Here is an 18991-nt window from a genome sequence, read left to right on the forward strand (position 1 = left end):
GTCGGACAACCGTCACGGTTGGCCCGGATGTAAAATTAAAAAACTGTCGCTAAATCTGAGACATCCGACACAATCGCGCACCGCCAATCGCGCAGTTATTCACAGACATTTTTGGGCGATTTCGGCATCCTTTTACCATGCATTTTCGCCCTCAAATTCACTCCGTTCGTGACGTGCGCCTGAGCACTGACACCGGTTTATTTGACCCAGCCGCTAACAGTCGCCGAAGCGTTCCAGGGTGGGGGACCGAGCGACAAGGCCTTGCGAAGAGCAGCCGGTCATGCGGACTCTTCGCTGCCGCAGCACTAGCGCTGGGTGCGTGTGGCGGCGGTGGCGTCGACGGCGTCGCAGCGACCTCTAGCGCTCCGCCCACGTCGCCATCCGCAAATCGCGCACCGATCATCAATATGGTGGCCCCACCTGGCAAAGAAAATCAGCTTTACGAATACCGACCACTGGTCAGCGACGCCGACGGTGATGACGTGCATCTGTCCATCGAGAGGCAACCGAGTTGGCTACAGTTCGATTCGAACCGCGCCACTTTCAGCGGCATGCCCAGCACGACGGACATTGGCAGCCACCCGCTGATTGTTGTGGCCAGTGACGGTATCGACGAGTCGCGAGCTGAACTGACCATCACCATCACGGCGGACGATATTGAAGAAGCGTTGCGGACCGGATCGCACACACACATCAAAAGCGCCAGTCAGGTTCTACCGAGTATCCTGTCGGCGATTGAATCCAATCAAAGTCGATACACCGCCATTCGTCACGCGTTGTTCGGTTTCGATACCAATGGCGAGGCGACACCCCAATCGCTCACTGACGTGAGTTGGGATCCATCGCAAGACTCTGCCTTATTGCGGGCGCGATTCGGGCGCAATGAAGCAATCCTAACAACGAATGCGGTGACACATCGCAGCTACATCGTGCAACAGCGCGATCTAGGCATAATCGGCCTGACCAACCAGACGCGCTACGCCGTTTTTGGTGGTAATCCGATGCGAGACTATCTGCGCTCGAATGACGCGTTGTCCGCTGACATGACGGCATTGTTCAACAACACGCTTCGCTGGCTTCTTCAACACGATGCCGAGACAGCGTCAACCCGCGCCCAACCGAGCAAAGTCGTAGTGGCGCAGCTTGATCAAAGTCACTTCTTCCCAGACCAAAAAGCCGTCGGAGCGTGGTTGGAGGCCTTTTTAGGCAACGACATTACTTATAATGAGCCTTCGACCTGTGACCGGCAGCTGTCAACCTGTTTGGTCGATGCCGACCTCCTAATTGTGTCGTCGTATCTTGCGCCAGGCGACGACGCGGTTGCGATAGCGCGGACTGTGCAGGCGGCGATCGAAGCCGGCACTGCCGTGCTGTACGTCCACCACGACGGTCAATACAACGCCCTAGCACAACGGTTGCTGGGGCTGCTTGACGTTGACTATCACGGCGACAATTACTGGCGAAGACTCTCTGTTGAATCCGCTGGTAATGCATTGGGGGATCGACCACTGCCCGACGACATTGTGGCAATCCGAACGATGGTTGAACGACTCGTGGACGATACCTTTACGTTTACGTTTAGTGGCTGTGAAGACAAGACCTGCCCTGCCAATCACCCTTATCCCGATGAATTTCTGGGCCCGGTTGAAACACTTCAAGGCCAACTTCGGGACCTGGATCAACAGAAGGTGCGGATATTTGACCAAGATGGCTATCGATTTCATACGTTGTTGGTGTTACTCGGCGATTACTTTCGCGCGCGGGTGCGCTTCCCGATGGATATTTACTCGCAACCACGCGACGCGATACTGAAATCGTTATTTGCCGACCATACGGTCTACCACCACCGCGATGTCAATCCTGCACAGAGCGATATGGGGAACTTCAGTCGCAGTGACTTTTCAACGATCGCTCCTGTAAACCGACGCGTGTCGATGACGAGCAAAACCCCGTTTCGGTCCACCGGGGCGTATGCCTTACCGGGCGTACCCTTTACGGTCACACGGATGGATAGCACCGACGTGACCGTGTCGCTTTTCGTCAATACACTTCGCCCAGGCGCAACGCATGAATTTGAAGCATTCGGTTATACGCGACCGAAGTACGTGCAGAGCGCGCGCTTTGCTGTTGCTCCCGGCGAAACCCTGTCGATAACATCACCGCACGGCGGACCGATACAGCTTGAGTTTGGTTCCGCCGGACACGATGTCGAGTTTACTTTTTCAAACGTCGGCGAACACCCCTACTGGCAGGTTCCAGACGACGATGAACAATTTGCCGAGGCGCTCACTCGTGGCGACTATGACTGGGCCGAGGTCAGCACGCCGAATCTCGAGGTCCACTCAACGCTCGACAAGATGCGCATCACGTTGAGCAATCCAGGCTGGCCGACAGGCAGCGAACTGGCGAGTCTTATGACCCGGTTTACTCACCATTTCCCACATGCCCTGGCCGGTTTGGATGGTCCTGGTATCGAGACCGACAAAGAAGTAACCGATTTTGCGGCGGCTCACGGGCTCCGCCTGGACTGGCACGACGAAATCAAACACATGAACGCCGATCAAGCAACCTGCGGGTATGGCTGTTCGGGAAACCCGTATGACGCCTACTGGGCCTTCGACCCGCTTGGCCACGGTGATCTGCATGAGCTCGGCCACGGTCTCGAGCGCACCCGTTTTCTGTTTAAGCACTGGGATCGACATGCGATCACCGATCCATACTCGTACTACACGCTGACGAATTACGTCTTGTTAACCGGCGACTCGAGCGTATTGGCCAGTTGTCAGACGCTGCCTTTTAAAGAGCTGTTCGATACCCTTCAAGCCGCGGCACGCACCGATGACCCAGTGGCTTCGATGACTGCTGCGTCGCCCACTTCGTGGCATGAAGGGTCAAGCATCTATTTGCAGCTGATGATGCGCGTCCAGGCCGATGGCGCTCTGAACAGCGGCTGGCATCTATTGCCGCGACTGCATATCCTCGAGCGCGAATTTTCCAGAGCCGATGACAGCGACGACGCATGGCTAGCCAAACGCGATGGACTGGGGTTTAGCAATGTTAGCCGAACCCAAGCCCGCCAGTTTGATAACAACGATTGGCTGCTGATCGCCTTGTCGCATGCGGCTGGTCGGGATTTGCGCGCTTACCTACAAATGTGGGGGCTGACGTTCTCCGAAACCGCACGCAGCCATGTTAAAGCGATGAACTTACCGTCACTCCCTCCGCTCTTTCATGCCGTGACCGAAGGTGGGCAATGCCTAGGTCTGGATCATCCCGCCATCGCCGTCGATGGCCTCCAATCCTGGCCATCGATGAGTCGCTGATCGACCGGCGACCGGCGCCTAGCCAACGCGCTCGGCGCGCAATGGTATACTCCAGGTTTTAGAGCCGACCGATCGAGACCACTATGAACGCGCCCGCCCCGTTTCTTACCGCCATACTTGCCGTGTTGCTGGTATCACCGACGTTTGCCGACAGCGGTACCGCTTTATCCGATGCTCAAACGGAAGCGCTTATCGAACGAGCGGCCAAAGAGGCCGCCGAGGGCGACAACGAATGCGACAACAAAAAACTCCTGGGCTGTATGGGCATCAACTCCGCCCAGTGTGTCGATCTTCGCGATGCGGTGATCAGCGAATGCACCATGCCCATGGCGCGACAAATATTGGGGGGCGAGATCGACACTGACAATCTCGAACTCCAGCACGCACAATGCACACTGCAGTTGGCTGAAGCATCATTCGACATTGATGCGCGTCGCTATTTCCGCTGCATGCCTGAGGGCACGTATGAGAAACCCGATATCGTCGAAGCGTGGCTCGATAACCGATAGACCGCTTTCATTAAGCGTGACGCCACCACAACGCCGGCGCCCAGTGCAGAGACCACGTCATCACATGGCCACCATCAATTATTGTTGATGGGGTCGTAGTTGCTCTCGGTGAATTGACAAATAAACGATCGCGGTACCTCTAACCCATCAGCGATCTGATCAAGAACCGCTCGCTCAGCATTGACCATCGGACCTTCGGCTTTTGCCACGACACACAGATCGCGTAGCACCTGCATACGCTGCGTCATACTCGCATTGTCCTTCACCGCCGATACGCGACCGGGCAACTCTCGCTCGATGCGCTCGACGCTCAACCGGTCAGAAAACGCATCGCGCCCAAAAAACTGCTCGAACACCTCGATCTCTTTTTCCGAAATTCCATCCGCGGCATCCGCCACCACGACCGCGCCGGCAAACAGCAGCCGACGCATTGCCTCGGCGGTGTCGGTACGACCCTCGATGTAACTCGGCTCCATCAAACTCATTACGCCTTGCACGGCTACTTCAAGATCGTGCTTATTCATACCGCCTGGCACTGCCAGCTCAGATTCGTGGAAATACTTGAGCGCCTTGACGCGTAAGGGACTGAAAGGATGTGTGGAGAACCAGTCTTCCTGCGGCGCGTTATTGCCAGGCGCGGTGTCTTCCACCTGCATTTCATCCACTTGTTGCAGAAAGTCATTGAAACTAAATTCCACCACTTTCGACGTTAACCCTGAGGCCAATTTGAACAGCGCCTTGGCCACCCCATTGAGGTCCTGCGCGCAGTGTGCGCCAGCCCGATCTGCCGAAATTTCGGCATAGCGAGACCAGGTAAACAAATCGAGCGCCAGTTTAGGATCCGGCCGTGCTTGGCCATTGAGCAGGTAGCCAATGGGAATGTCATGATGTCGATAGACGTGATGACCGAACTCGTGGCCAATCACAAAGCGCAACTCACTTCCTTCAAACGCCTCGAGCAGGCTAGACGAGAACATCACGAAAAGCTGATCGTTCTCAGGCTTGAAACAGGCCGCGTTAAACTGAGGACTCGAATAGACATACAGCTCATGCGGGATCTTCATCTCGAGCAGCTCAATACACTCGTCTGCCATACGATGAACTTCAGGCGCCATGCGCCGACTCAGTCGGACAGACGTGCCAAGAAGGCGTCGCCGCGTACCAATCGGGCCCTCTTCCTCGCGCTTAGCGATGAACTCATTAACCTTCTTCACATCATTGTTCTCGAGCAATGATTGATACATCGACAGGTCGTTGTCACAGCGAATCTGATGTGGAGTAATTGCAGCGGTCATAATTATCTATCGCCCTCGAATAGGTGTCCCGGAGGAGATGGTTGCCCCAGGCATCGACCTCTTCTCATTCGGAACTGTCAGCGTGCCGAGGCAGATGGTTGCAGTCGCGCGTTTCATCGACACCCCAGGTTCGACAAACAGTACTGCACCAGGAGACAAAAAGTAAACAAAGGTGTTGCTATTCGACAGAACTGCACGGACACTTGGTGTCCCCAATTTAGGTACCACCAATGTCCCAGCCCGTCATCCGTTACGCCTTCGATCAAGCACCTGCCGTTGGAGACGCGACTGAGATCTTTCCAGGATTACTCTGGGCGCGCCTCGGTCTGCCAATGGCACTTGACCACATCAATGTGTGGATTTCGCGCAGTGATCAGCAGAGCGTCATTATCGACACGGGCATCAATACGCGCACATCCAAAGAGACCTGGCAAACGCTGTTCAGTAAGTATGTTGCACCTCGAACTCTTGCGAAAGTCGTCGCAACACACCTCCATCCTGATCACGTTGGCCTCGCTGGCTGGCTCACACGCGAGCATGATTGTGAGCTGTATATGACACGCAGCGAATACCTTTTGTGTCGCACACTGTGTTTTGACAGCAGTCTTGAGATACCCGAGGAAGCACTGGCGTTTTATCGTGCGGCGGGCATTACCGAGGAACAGCTCAAACTCTACTCCTCCATGTACGGCGGGTTCGGCAGAGCAGTCACCCCGCTACCTCAGTCGTATCGACGACTCCAAGAAGGCGACACACTCGATCTATGCGACGAAACCTGGACGATATTGGTGGGCAATGGCCATTCACCGGAGCACGCCTGCCTCTTTAACGCCGAACGCAACGTGCTCATTAGCGGCGATCAAATTCTGCCACGAATCTCATCCATTATCGCCGTGTGGCCGACCGAGCCCGAAGCGGATCCGCTGGGCGACTGGCTCCAATCGTGCCGACGATTCGCACACGACGTGGCCGCGGACACGCTCGTACTACCCTCGCACGGCCTACCCTTTTATGGCGCGCCCGCCAGGCTTCGTCAACTCATTGATCATCACGAATCCTCGCTAGAGCAGCTCTTCGCTCGCTGCTCCACGCCACAACGAGCAATCGATGTCTTTGACGTGCTCTTTCACTCCGCGATCGACGACAGCAACCGGGTGATGGCGGTTGGCGAAACGATGGCCCATTTTAATCACCTGCGGCATCAAGGGCGCATCGAGCGCGAGCGAATTGACGGCGTCGATTGGTACCACAGTCGATAGAAGCACTGGCCACCAGGCGTTACACTCCCAGTCTTGCGTTTGTCCGTTCGACCACTAAGGATTTCAGCGGTCGCGTCACGGACGTTGCGGTGTACAATTAGTGGACCGACTCCACACCCCCTACCGCACCGACCATGACGAATCAGACTAACCGCGTTCCGACCGGCTCATCTTTTGAAGCATTGCGCCAACTGCTGGTTTATGCCACCGCATTTCGCCGACGCATTCTGCTGGCCTCGCTGTGTTCATTTATCAACAAAGTGCTCGATGTGATGCCCGAGTTGCTGATTGGCGTTGCCATCGACGTCGTGATTCGTCAGCAGGACTCGTTCTTAGCAAGCCTCGGTGTTCGTGATCCGTTTCATCAGCTTCTGATTCTTGGATTTGCCACTTTGCTGGTGTGGGCAGGCGAATCGTTATTTGAGTATTTATTCCTCGTGCTGTGGCGCAACCTAGCACAAGATCTGCAGCATCATCTCCGTCTTGACGCCTATCACCATGTCCAGCATCTTGACCTTCAGTACTACGACCAAAGCTCCACCGGCAATCTGGTGTCGATTCTCAACGATGATGTCAATCAACTAGAGCGGTTTTTCAACGGCGGCGCGAATAGCCTCATTCAGATTCTGACGGCCGTGGTGATCGTCGGCGCGATATTTTTCATACTATCGCCCACGATCGCACTCATAGCGTTTAGCCCGATTCCGATCATCATACTCGGTGCGTTTTTCTTCCAGCGACGCGCGCAGCCGCTGTATGCCGACGTGCGCGAAAAAGTGGGCGACCTGAGTGCACGACTGGAAGCCAACCTCGCTGGCATTCAAACCATCAAGAGTTTTACCACCGAAGCGTTTGAGCACGCCAATCTTAGCCGTGACAGCAAACGCTATGTCGAGGCCAACCGCCGGGCGATACGGGTCAGCTCCGCCTTCATTCCAATAATCCGCATGGCGATTCTCGCCGGCTTTCTCGCTACGCTACTCCTGGGCGGTTGGATGGCGATTCAGGGCGATCTGCAGGTCGGCAGCTATGGGGCGCTCGTTTTTCTCACACAGCGACTGCTTTGGCCACTCACCGGCTTGGCCGAAGTGGTCGATCTGTTTGAGCGGGCTATGGCCTCGTCGAATCGTATTTTGAGCCTGATTCGAGCAGACTCACCAATCCGAGATCGCGCAAACGCCGTGAATCTCAATCAACCCAGCGGCGCCGTGCAGTTTAGCGGCGTCCATTTCAGCTATCGCGACGATCTACCCGTTTTGCAAAACCTGACGTTGAGCATCCCCGCTGGCAGCACGGCCGCGTTCGTCGGTGCCACCGGATCGGGTAAAAGCACGTTAGTCAAACTCTTATTGCGCTTCTATCAACCGGATCAAGGACACATTCAAATTGACGACATACCCCTCAATGACATCAAGCTCAATAGCCTTCGGGGCCATATAGGGCTGGTTGCGCAGGACAGTTATCTTTTCCCAGGAAGCATCGCGCAAAACGTCGCCTACGGTGAGGCTGAGCCAGATGAGCAGCGCCTGGCGGATGCCGCTCGCACTGCCGGCGCAACGGAGTTTATTGAGCGCTTTCCGGAGGGACTGGCGACCCGTGTCGGTGAGCGCGGCCAGCGATTGTCTGGCGGTCAGCGCCAGCGCCTAGCCATTGCACGCGCGCTTTATAAAGACGCCCCAATTCTAATTTTGGATGAAGCGACGTCCGCCGTGGACAACGAAACCGAAGCCGCCATACAGCGAGCGCTGCAGGCGGTATCGAAAAATCGCACCACGCTTATCGTGGCCCACCGTCTCTCGACGATCGTTCACGCCGACTGCATTTATGTTATGGATCGGGGTAAGATAGTCGACACCGGCACACATGAAGAGCTGATAAATCGACCGGGCATCTACCAGTCACTGTGGCAGGTTCAGACCGGCCTGCCGCTTTATTAATGTTGCGCCGTTTGGTGTTTGTTTAGGGGGATCCATGCTGACACTCTATCAATTTGAACCGAAATACGGCCTGCCTAACGTCAGCCCCTTTTGCATGAAAGTGGAATGCTATCTGCGTATGGCCAACATTCCGTATTCGATGCAGATCATCAAAGATCCCCGCAAAGCACCCAAGACCAAGCTCCCCTTTATACGCGATAAAGACAAAACCATCGCGGATTCCAGCTTCATACTGGAATATCTTGAACGCACATATAACGTCACTCTCGATCATGATCTAAGCGCGCAGAAGAAAGGGATTGCGCGTGCGCTAACCGGAGCGCTCGAAGAGCGGCTTTACTTTGCTTTGGTCTACAGCCGCTGGATCGACGACGCGAACTGGCCGCGCATCAAAGATACGTGGTTTAATGATTTACCCTTTATCGCCCGTTCTTTTGTGCCCAACGTAGTGCGCAAAGGCGTTGCCAACAGCCTCAAAGGTCACGGCATCGCGCTGCACGCACCAGACGAGATTTATCACATTGGCGTGCGCGATCTGCAGGCGTTGGTAGACGTGTTAGGCGATCAGCGCTTTATGCTCGGAAACTCACCGTCCAGTGTGGATGCGGTTGCGTTCTCCTTTGTGGCCAATATCTTGTATACGCCGTTCACCGGCCCACTCTTTGATTTTGTTATAGACCAGCCGACACTCACTCAGTATTGTCAGCGTATGGGCAAAACCGTGTTTTCGGAATTTGCCGTGTTCCAGCACCCGGTTGGCGAGTAGCGACCGCTCGGCGCAACCACTGACAGCATCGTCATTCGATGCGAATAACGGCTAATTTTGACATAAGCCCATTACCGTCTGATTGAAGTGTGAGACTACTCACACTGCCCTTGAGCCACTTGACGTAACGTTAGCCCTATCGACGCATTCGCCGTTTCGCAAGTTTGCTTTAAGAACGTTATGGCTCAACAACAATCTGTCAGCGCCCGTATTCTGCTCGCGCCTGCTTTAATGGTGGTGGGCTTTTTCCTCATTCAGCGCAATCTGGACAGCCTCGCTCAACAGTTGGCCGCGGTGGGTGTGCACCCTGGCGGCGATGTGCTACGCAAAACCGTCGGCATGGGCCTATGGATGGCAAGCGCCCTGTTGATCAGTCGCTCGCTGCTCGCGTTGCTGCTGCACCCGTTTAGTCGCGCCCGCACCGGACAAGACGCTCCCGCTATTCTCGTTAACTGCATTTACGCCGTTGTATTTATTGCGGGCGGATTCATGTCCGTGCATTTTGTTCTCGAAAAACCCGTCGGCGCACTCATGGCCACATCCGGCCTGGTGACTTTGATTATCGGCCTTGCAATACGCGACATGATTGCTGACTTTTTCTCCGGCCTGGCCATCAATTTTGAACGCCCCTATTCGATCGGTGACTGGATTGAACTCGAACCAGGCCTGGTTGGCAAAGTGTCCGAACTCAACTGGCGATCGACGCGCTTAGTCACCTTGTCACAACGCACAGTGATCGTACCAAATAATAATTTCGCCGCTCGCCAGTTTGTGAATTACAGTCTACCCAGACGCAGCTATCGTGAGTCGTTGGACATCACGCTAAACTACACCGCCGATCCAGATCGAATTACCAATATTCTCCAGTCTGCGATCAGCGCGACGTCCGGCCTGGTTGAAGGCGGCGACCACAATGTCCGTATTAAGAATTTTTCAGAACGCGGCGTGGAGTATCAGATTCGATTCTGGATCGATGACTTGGCGTCGCGCGTTGGACTTCGCCACAAACTGGCCGCGAACGTGCTGCGTTATTTAAGTCAAGCGGGCGTATCGATTCCGTATCAGCAACAAGAAATTCTCATTACACGCGACCGACGCGCTCGACAGGAGCGTCGAATCGATGCAAAACGTTTGCTATCGCGCATTGACTGGTTGGAGCCATTAAAAGATCACGAGCTCGAACAGCTTGCGCAGGTTGCTCAGCCTCATGATTTCGATAAAGGTACGATCATCTTCAACGAAGGCGAGGATGGCGACAGTCTGTATCTGGTTGTGGAGGGCATTGCCAACGTGCGCACAGGCACGAACGGCTCTTCAAAAATGGTGGGCAAAATTGAGCCTGGTCAAGCGCTCGGAGAAATGTCAGTGCTAACCGGCGCCCCTCGCCGAGCATCCGTAACCGCCGACACCCATGTACACGCATTGTCCATTCACCGTGACGACCTTGAGCCGATCTTACGAGCACGGCCAGAAATCGCGCAGGAATTGGGCAACCTCATGGCGGTACGGGTACGCGCCATGAACGCGCGTAGCTTCGCCCACACACATGCCACGACACTCGATGACGATCACTCGTTGGCCAAGCAACTCGCCAACAAGATCAGTCAGTTTTTTGGCATCGGTGGCGCCACGCACTGACACAAAGCGCCGCTGTGGCCTTGAGCCTGGATCAGGAATCCAAGGTAGACACCATGGCGGCCATCACGGCGCATCAGCGCCTTGCATCAACGGTCTACCGAGCGGCGATCGAACTCACGACTAACATTGATCGCCACGGCAGCTAATCCCGCCAGCAGCACGACCGTTACCGCCGTGATGCCGCCAATGGTCAGCCCCCCAAACTTAAGCCCGGTAAACAGCCACCCGCCCGCGAGATCGCCGGCACGCACCAACGAGGTGTCGATAAAGTTCTTTGCCTTGTACTTCTGTTCGCGGTCAACCACGCTGAACAACATGTCGTAACACGGCTTCATGGTGCCAAACTGGGCGGCACGAAGCACCACTTGGGCCACAGCGATGGTCATCACGGCCGGCCAAACGCCAAGCACAATCACACCCGCGATAATCGCCGCAGTACTGCCGCCATAAGCGCCACTGACGCCAAATCGACGTACTAACCAACTGGTAGCAAAGAACTGAAAAAGCAGCGCACAAACATTGATCACCAGATTGATTCGCGCGAAGAATTGCGTACGCTGTAATGAGTCGGTGAGTAGTTCGCTCACGAGATTTTGCTGAATAAAATACAACAGCGAGGCGATCAACGTGTACAGCAATGAGATCACGGCGATCTTACCCAGGTAGCGCGATTGGGCGAGTGCCGTTACACCGGCAAAGATGCCCCCCTTCTCTGTCTCGCCTGACTCGCTGACGGTTTGCCGCTCCTTTTTGGCCTGACGGTCCTCGTACGTGAGCAAAACGGCCGCGCACAAAGCGACGACAATCAGCAGTATCGCCGCCATGAGCAGCAAACTGCGAATACCGATGAGCGTCACAAACTGACCGGTTACCCAGCTGCCAGTGATGCCACCCAGGCTGCCCGCCGCCGCGACCGGCGCGAACAACGAACGCGCTTTACTCCGCGGATAAACGTCCGCCATGAGGCTCCAAAAAACCGACACGGCAAACATATTGAATACGCTGAGCCATACGAAAAAGGCGCGCGCCACCCAGGCGTTCAAATACGACTCGGCAAACAGCACGTAAAAAATCAGTAGATTTGCCGCGAAGAAAAAATAGATGGCGCGGACCAACGTGCGGCGTCGAAGCTGATTCTTGAGCCAGCCAAAAATGGGCACGATTAACAGCATCACCACAAAAGTGCCCGTATACAGCCATTGCAGTTTATCTACGCCCTGCAAAATACCGACTTCCTCACGCACGGGCCGCAACAGGTAGTAGGCAAACAGCAGACAATAAAAATAGAGAAACGCGACCTGAAACTGACGGTGACCCAGCGCCTCACGCACCTCCTGCCAAACGCTCGGCTGAGAGGTCGTCGATGTGTCGATGGCGTTGGTCACCGGTTGGTCAGATCAACACACGCCAACCGCACGTGCCAGCCGGCGATCAACGGGCATCCACAGCCGGACATGCGTCGAAGAAGCGAAATGGATCAAGCCTCGGCGGGTGTAGATTCGTCGTCAGATGGCTGCTCACGCGGCCAAGATTTGAGAATTGCCTGCACGACCGTAGCAAAGGGAATCGCGAAAAACAGCCCCCAAAAACCCCAAATTCCACCGAAGAACAAGATGGCGACGATAATTGCGACCGGATGAAGGTCGACGACTTCGCTAAACAGAAACGGCACAAGCACGTTTCCATCGAGTGCTTGCAGCACACCGTACGCCACGAAGACTTTCGCCAAATCCGCACCCCAGCCAAACTGAAAGAACGCCACAGCGCATACGGGCACGGTCACGGCCGCCGCACCGATATACGGGATCAACACCGAGACACCGGTGAGCACGGCCAACAGCTCGGCGTATTGCAAACCCAAGATTGTAAAAACAACATACGCCGCGCCACCAACGATGAGGATTTCCCACACCTTGCCACGAATGTAATTGCCGATCTGATCATTAACCTCGGTCCACACCTGGCCTGCCAACTCGTGGTTTCTGGGCAGAAGCTGACTAAACCACGCAAGGATTTTCTCGCGATCGCGAATCATGAAAAAGACCAGCAGCGGAACCAAAATAAAATAGAGCATCACCTGCATAAAGGTGACAAGCGACGTGAGGGAGAAGCCGACAATTTCTTGTCCGGCATCGATCAGCGCGGTGCCGATATTGCCCATAACCTCTGAGATTTGCTCGGTGGTCACGAGTTCCGGGTATTTTGCCTGCAGCTGATAGATCAGCTCTTGCACGGAGCTGATGATCACGGGCGTCTGTTTAACAAGCTGGGACGCCTGTTTGGCCAGACTTGGAAAAAGGCCAAAGACAATAATAAACACCACGAACAAAAACAGAACGAAGGCAAACAGTGTCGCCAGTAAATGATTGCAGCCAAGCTGTTCGAGCTTGGCGACAAACCCCTGCATCAGATAGGCGATGACCACCGCGGCGAAAACCGGGCCAAGGTACGAGCCAAAGAAAAAAACGAGCGCCACGAGCCCCAGCACGGCCGCCAATAGGAATACGACCTGAGGGTTATCAAACTGGCGGCGAAACCACAGCGTGAGCTGATTCATACGCACCCGTATGGAACATGGATTAAGCTGAAATCATACGGCATTTTTCGCAGGATACAATGCGCCCGCGCCGTGCTGGATCAGGCGGTCATATTGTGTACGAAACTCAGATCGAGCTTATTCATATGACGGTCTTGCAAGCGTAAATGCCATTCGGCCAGTTCATCGGCGGTCAGCGGCGCGCTGACCAGATAACCCTGCACCAGATTGCAGCCGTAAGAGTTCAGCAGGTTCCAACAATAGTTGCTCTCAACCCCTTCCGCCGTCACATGCAGGCCCATATTGTGGCCAAGATCGATAATAGACTTCACGATGATGGCGTCGCCGCTATCGGCTCGGAGGTTTTGCACAAACGACTTGTCGATTTTGATTTCGCTGATCGGTAGCTGTTTGAGTAATGCCAACGACGTTTGGCCTGTGCCAAAATCATCCAACGAACAGCGAATACCACTCGATCTAAGCTCATTGAGCAATTTGACCGATGTGTCAGGATTTTTGATCACCGCACTCTCGGTGACTTCGATTGTAATTCGATTGGCGTCCACCGCGTGATAGTGCAACAGCTTTTTGATCTGCCCAGGCAGCGCTTCATTAAGCAAATCGTTCGCCGAGATATTCACCGCAATGCCGATATCGTGACCGGCTTCCATCCAGGCTCGCGCCTGCAAGACCGCTTCCTTGAACACCCATTCTGTCAGCTTGCCGATCATGCCCGACTTTTCGAGCAGCGCAATAAACTCGTCGGGCGGAATAAAGCCAAGCTGAGGATGACGCCACCGTACTAAAGCCTCAACCTGTCGAACCTGCTGATTGTCCATGTCAATTTTGGGTTGGTACTGCAGATACAGCTCGCGGTTTTTAATGGCGTTGGGCAGGTCGTGAATGATCGCGAGCTCGCGCAGGTGTTTTTCGTCCTGCCCCGGTTCGTAGATCACCAATGAATCATCCTGTTCCTTGGCGGTGTAAAGGCCAATATTGGCCATACGACGTAAGCTGTCGGCGCTATCGCAGTGCATCGGATAAAACGCCAATCCAGCGTGAACGTTGAGCTTAAACTCCGCATCGCTCACATGGATTGGCGTCGTGAGACTGGAGAGCATAAAGCGAGCCAATGATTGTGCGAGTTTGACGTCATCATCCTCAAGGACAACAAAAAATTCGTCTCCACCTACCCGCGCAACGGTATCCGTTACCCGAGCATTACTCGCGAGTCGACGAGCGATTTCTTTGAGCACCTCATCGCCAACCTCATGACCCATCGACCCATTAATCTCACTAAAGCGCGACAGATCAATGGCCATCGCAGCGACCACCGTGCCGTTTCGATGAGCACGTGTCATGGCTGTCTTAATTTTCTCGGATACGACCGACCGATTCGTGAGCCCGGTAAGCGAATCGTATTCGGCGTGGTGCATGACCTTGTTTTCGCGCTCGGAAACCGCTTCGCGCATGGCCTCTAGATCGCTCGCAACATTGTGAAACGGCGCTTGTTCGATAGCCCGAACCGGCTCCTGCAAGCGTCCGTCTTTGAGACTGCGAATGGATCGCCGTAGTGAAGATATGGGGCGATCAATGTGTTTGGTAAACAAGCGTGAATACAACAGTGCGCAAGCCAGTGCCGCCATGCTTAAGATAAAAAGTGCGGCGCCGAACTGGCCCAGGATAAATAAGTAGAGTGTGCTGTTTGATTGATCGGCGAGCTGTAAATTGGCCGTCAGCGAGATGTTGCCCTCCGCATCAAGTGGCAGCGAGATGACTGGACGCCCGTTGTCCGTTTCGACGATCTGGACTTGACCGTCCATTGACGCGGCAAGACGGGTCTTGATCACCGGCACGGGAGAAAACCCGGTTATCAGGCCAAAGGTCGACTCGCGTTGCGTAAATGACTCCCGGGCTACAGCCACTGTCTGACCTGAGAGCGGCAATAGACGGTCTGTATCGTGGGCCGCCAGTGCGGCTTCCAACGCCGGCTGAGGGAGTCTGACCTCAGCACCGGTCGTCAAGAATAATAGCGCGCCACCCGCGTCGGTGATCGCCACAAATTCGTGGGCCGACAGAGGTGCTCGCCGACGCAACAGCGCCTCGAGGTCTTGAATCGAACCACGATAGGCTTGCAGTCTGAGCGCCGGGTCGGCCGCCAAACGCGCCGCCAACAAGCGGTTTTGGGTGGCGCGCGTTACGTACGACTCGCCAACAACACGCGCCGCCAGCTCAATCTGCTCGGCACCGGCCTGCGTCTGACGTGACTGCTCTTGCCACAAACTGAACACGACGCCCAGTGCTTGAGCGGTACCCAGGACAATCAATGACAAAACGATCGCTTTGACCCGCAAATCTTTCAATCGACGTACCTCGTGTGGCGGTGAACGGCTCAGAGGCCGGACACTCGATAGAAGGGCTCAGCATATAGACGCCACCTCTTACCCGCTGTGATAAGGCGCACAAATAGGCAAATTCATTACTTTTCAAGGATTTGAATCGGTATCGGAGCGGCACACTCACCCGACTCGGTGGCGGTCACGATCAGTCGAACACGCGGATGGCTTCTAATTCAGATGGCGGCACCTTGAGCGCGATCAGCGAATCAATAAGATCCTGATAATAATCGTAATTATGTCCGCTTGGACCCGTTGATCGCCGGATATGAGCGGCCAATTCATCGACCGGACAGTCACCTAAATAGTGTGGATTGCCCGGCAGCGCGACGTAGGTCAATGCCCGACAACGGCCCGCCCCCTCGCGATGCACGGTCACCCAGCAGCGCGTGTAGCCACCGCTCTCACGATGATCCAGATAGGCCAGCGTGTCGGCGATGCGGGTGCGTGGCAGCGCGTAAAGTCGACCGGTCACTGACCGTTCATCGCACGGAACCAGCGTCACAACGCGACCCGGCTGAGTATCAGTGCCGCGATGATCCGGGGATCCCTGCCAGAATCGTCGTTCCCAGCCCTGAAGTGTGCCACGCTCCGCCTGGTCGTACGCCACCCCAGGGCGCCACAGTAAAGAGCCATAGGCGAACAGCCATATATTATTATTTTCAATCACTTATAATTAATTTTAATGATCGATTCGAGGCGTTCAATTGCCCTGGGTTTTGAGCGCGATGACGCCCACAATGGTGCCGATCCAGCTTATCCACATCAACGCCTGAGCGAGCCACCGACGTGGCGTCGTTTTAAGCTGGGCGATGAAACCCCATGCACTGGTCGCGGTCAGAAAGAGGAACAGGCCCGAATACCCGAGTAAAGGCTTAATTTCGGCCTCGACGCGCGGGGTGTCGACACCGAGCATGGCCATAATGAGTGCCACAACGGCCAGGCCGAAAAAGATGGAAAAAGCGGTTCCTAAGAGGATTCCGCTCACAAATACGAGAGGCGTCACCTGGAATTGCACTCCGGTTGGGGTTTGGCGGCAAAAATGAGGAATACGCCCTTGATAATATTGGGTTCGACCTCTAGCCTAAGGACATTATTTTCGATCTAAATGGATCGCACAACAACGAGAAAGACAGCCTATGAAAAACGGTTCGCAACGGTACATTTCGCGTGGTATCACCCGCCTTGCTTTGTTTTTAGCCTGCGTCAGTCTGCCCATTATCGTCTCGGCAGCTATTGATGAGCAAGAAGTTCTGGAAGCCCAGCCTCAGCACGCCAAGGTCAGCCGCATTGTGACCACACTGTTTGAGCACTCCCACTACCGTCGCGCCAAAGTCAGTAATGACCTGTCATCTAAGATTCTCGACCGTTATCTCAAAGCACTCGACAGCAACCGCTTCTACTTCCTGTCTGACGACGTCGACGCCTTTGAAAAATACCGATTCGCGCTCGATGACAGTGTGCGCTCCGGTCGGGTCGATCCGGTATTCGCCATTTTCGACGTCTATCGCGATCGTGTAGTCGAGCGTATGAACCACGCTCTGGAAGTACTCAATAGCGATTTGGATTTCACGCTCGATGAGAACTTTGTGTTTGATCGAGAAGACGCCGAATGGCCGACATCGGATGCCGAGGCGCGGGAAATCTGGCGAAAGAAAACGAAGAACGACGTATTGGGCCAGTTGTTAAACAAGAAGACAATTGATGAAGCGCGCGACATCCTGACCAAACGCTATGAGCGTGTGCTCGACCGCACTCAGGACCTAAACAGCAACGAAGTGTTCGAAACCTTCATGAATTCGTATGCCGACACGCTCGATCCGCATTCGCACTACTTCCTGCCGCGGAATGCTAAAGAATACGACATTCAAATGTCGCTCGAATACTTTGGCATTGGCGCTTCGCTGCAAATTAAAGATGAATTTGTGACGGTGATGGAAATTCTGGCGGGCGGCCCAGCCTCTGTCGCTGGCACCATCAGCCAAAACGATCGCATTACCGGTGTCGGCCAGGAAGAATCGGGCGAGATCGTCGATGTCGTGGGCTGGAGTCTTGACGATGTTGTCGATCAAATTCGCGGCCCCGACGGTACCGTTGTGCGGCTGCAAATCCTACGCGCCGGCGCGGCGCCTGGCAGCGAAGAGGAAATTGTGCCTTTCACACGCGGCAAAGTAACACTCGAAGCCAAAGCCGCGAAAAAGAAGATCATCGAAGTGCCGCGTGACGATCAGATCGTTAAACTCGGTGTGATCACCGTGCCGAGCTTCTATCAAAATTTCCAAGCGCGCATGAACGGCGACAAAGATTACACCAGCGTGACCCGCGACGTGCGTCGCCTTCTGTTGGAGCTGAAAGAAGAAGATGTTCAGGGCGTGATCATGGACCTACGCGGCAATGGCGGTGGCCAGCTTACGGAGGCTGTCGACCTGACTGGACTGTTCATCGATCATGGTCCCGTTGTTCAGCTTCGCGAACATAGCGGCCGCGTTAAGGTGTACAAAGACAATAACCGCGGCGCCATCTGGGACGGTCCCGTTTCGGTATTGGTCAATCGTTTCAGCGCCTCGGCCTCAGAGATTTTCGCTGCAGCCATTCAAGACTACGGTCGCGGCATCGTGATCGGTCAGCAAACGTTTGGTAAAGGCTCAGTGCAGAACGTCTATCCGCTTGATCGGCAGCCCCGCAAGCGGGAGCAACAGTACGGCCGCCTGAACCTCACAATGGGCAAGTATTACCGAGTGAATGGCGGCAGCACGCAGCATCGCGGCGTGATCCCCGACATCGAGCTGCCCTCGCTCATTCCGGTAGAAGACGTGGGTGAAAACACACGAGAGAGCGCGCTCTTGTGGGATGAGATTGAAACCACAAAATTCGAGAGCGTAAGCTCGGCCTTTTCAGTGGATGTTGAGGCGCTTAAACGCGAAGTACTCAAGCGCAGTCAAAGCGACCCCGACCTCATGTACCTTGAGCGTGAAATTACACGTGCGAGCAATCTGCGAAATCGCGAATTTGTGTCGCTCAATCTCAATGCGCGGGAAGCGGAAAACAAAAAGATCGACGAACAACGCCTCGAGAATGAGAACATTCGGCGCGCCGCTCACGGCCTGAACGCTTTCGAAACGACCGAAGAACTCGAAGACCGTGAAGATCTGGACGCCATTCTGGACGAGACCGGCGAAGTGATGGCCGACATTCTCACCCAGTCGCAACTGTCCGCTGCACGAGCGGGCACCAACTAAGCTAGGGCAACAACGCCAAAGAAAGCCGCCCACGGGCGGCTTTTTTCTTGCCTGGACAACACTGACGGTTGACCAATTCACGGTCACCATCAC

Annotated in this window: 13 protein-coding genes; 7 read left to right on the forward strand and 6 right to left on the reverse strand. The window is 54.9% G+C overall.

The features are described 5' to 3' along the window. Positions 1-407 precede the first annotated feature (407 nt). Complete coding sequence (locus AAF465_03825) at positions 408-3323, forward strand: ImpA family metalloprotease (protein ID MEM7081838.1); 2916 nt, start codon at positions 408-410, stop codon at positions 3321-3323. An 83-nt stretch (positions 3324-3406) separates the two neighbouring features. After that, a complete protein-coding gene (locus AAF465_03830) occupies positions 3407-3832 on the forward strand; it encodes a hypothetical protein (GenBank protein ID MEM7081839.1) in 426 nt (141 codons plus the stop codon). Between the two features lie 74 nt (positions 3833-3906). On the opposite strand, the gene AAF465_03835 is transcribed toward AAF465_03830, so the two are convergent. Next, entirely contained in the window at positions 3907-5127 is a 1221-nt protein-coding gene (locus AAF465_03835; protein ID MEM7081840.1) for a M48 family metallopeptidase, read from the reverse strand. A 230-nt stretch (positions 5128-5357) separates the two neighbouring features. On the opposite strand from AAF465_03835, the gene AAF465_03840 reads away from it, so the two are divergent. From AAF465_03840 to AAF465_03855, 4 genes are all read left to right on the forward strand, one after another. Continuing rightward, positions 5358-6386, forward strand: coding sequence for an MBL fold metallo-hydrolase (locus AAF465_03840; GenBank protein MEM7081841.1), 1029 nt, complete (start codon positions 5358-5360; stop codon positions 6384-6386). 134 nt (positions 6387-6520) lie between these two features. Then, positions 6521-8323 carry an ABC transporter ATP-binding protein gene (locus tag AAF465_03845; protein ID MEM7081842.1) on the forward strand — a complete coding sequence of 601 codons (1803 nt, stop codon included), beginning with the start codon at positions 6521-6523 and terminating at the stop codon, positions 8321-8323. 34 nt (positions 8324-8357) lie between these two features. Further along, positions 8358-9089 carry a glutathione S-transferase family protein gene (locus AAF465_03850; protein MEM7081843.1) on the forward strand — a complete coding sequence of 244 codons (732 nt, stop codon included), beginning with the start codon at positions 8358-8360 and terminating at the stop codon, positions 9087-9089. A 180-nt stretch (positions 9090-9269) separates the two neighbouring features. Continuing rightward, on the forward strand, positions 9270-10727 hold the full coding sequence (locus AAF465_03855; GenBank protein ID MEM7081844.1) for a mechanosensitive ion channel family protein: 1458 nt from the start codon (positions 9270-9272) through the stop codon (positions 10725-10727). Between the two features lie 86 nt (positions 10728-10813). Here AAF465_03855 and AAF465_03860 read toward each other — a convergent pair whose 3' ends face one another. From AAF465_03860 to AAF465_03880, 5 genes are all read right to left on the reverse strand, one after another. Further along, positions 10814-12112, reverse strand: coding sequence for an MFS transporter (locus AAF465_03860; GenBank protein MEM7081845.1), 1299 nt, complete (start codon positions 12110-12112; stop codon positions 10814-10816). A 92-nt stretch (positions 12113-12204) separates the two neighbouring features. Further along, the gene (locus AAF465_03865) at positions 12205-13284 is read right to left on the reverse strand and encodes an AI-2E family transporter (GenBank protein ID MEM7081846.1); all 1080 of its coding nucleotides are present in this window, start codon (positions 13282-13284) and stop codon (positions 12205-12207) included. Between the two features lie 80 nt (positions 13285-13364). Further along, entirely contained in the window at positions 13365-15626 is a 2262-nt protein-coding gene (locus tag AAF465_03870) for an EAL domain-containing protein (GenBank protein MEM7081847.1), read from the reverse strand. A 181-nt stretch (positions 15627-15807) separates the two neighbouring features. Next, positions 15808-16329 (reverse strand): gamma-glutamylcyclotransferase, encoded by a 522-nt coding sequence (locus tag AAF465_03875; GenBank protein MEM7081848.1) that lies wholly within the window; start codon positions 16327-16329, stop codon positions 15808-15810. Between the two features lie 33 nt (positions 16330-16362). Next, positions 16363-16665 carry a hypothetical protein gene (locus AAF465_03880; protein ID MEM7081849.1) on the reverse strand — a complete coding sequence of 101 codons (303 nt, stop codon included), beginning with the start codon at positions 16663-16665 and terminating at the stop codon, positions 16363-16365. A gap of 133 nt (positions 16666-16798) precedes the next feature. Between AAF465_03880 and AAF465_03885 the strand changes: the two genes are divergently transcribed. Beyond that, positions 16799-18898: a carboxy terminal-processing peptidase gene (locus tag AAF465_03885; GenBank protein MEM7081850.1), complete on the forward strand. Its 2100-nt coding sequence runs from the start codon at positions 16799-16801 to the stop codon at positions 18896-18898. The last annotated feature ends 93 nt before the right edge of the window (positions 18899-18991 follow it).

This window comes from Pseudomonadota bacterium (genome assembly GCA_039028935.1).
GTDB lineage: Bacteria > Pseudomonadota > Gammaproteobacteria > Steroidobacterales > SZUA-146 > SZUA-146.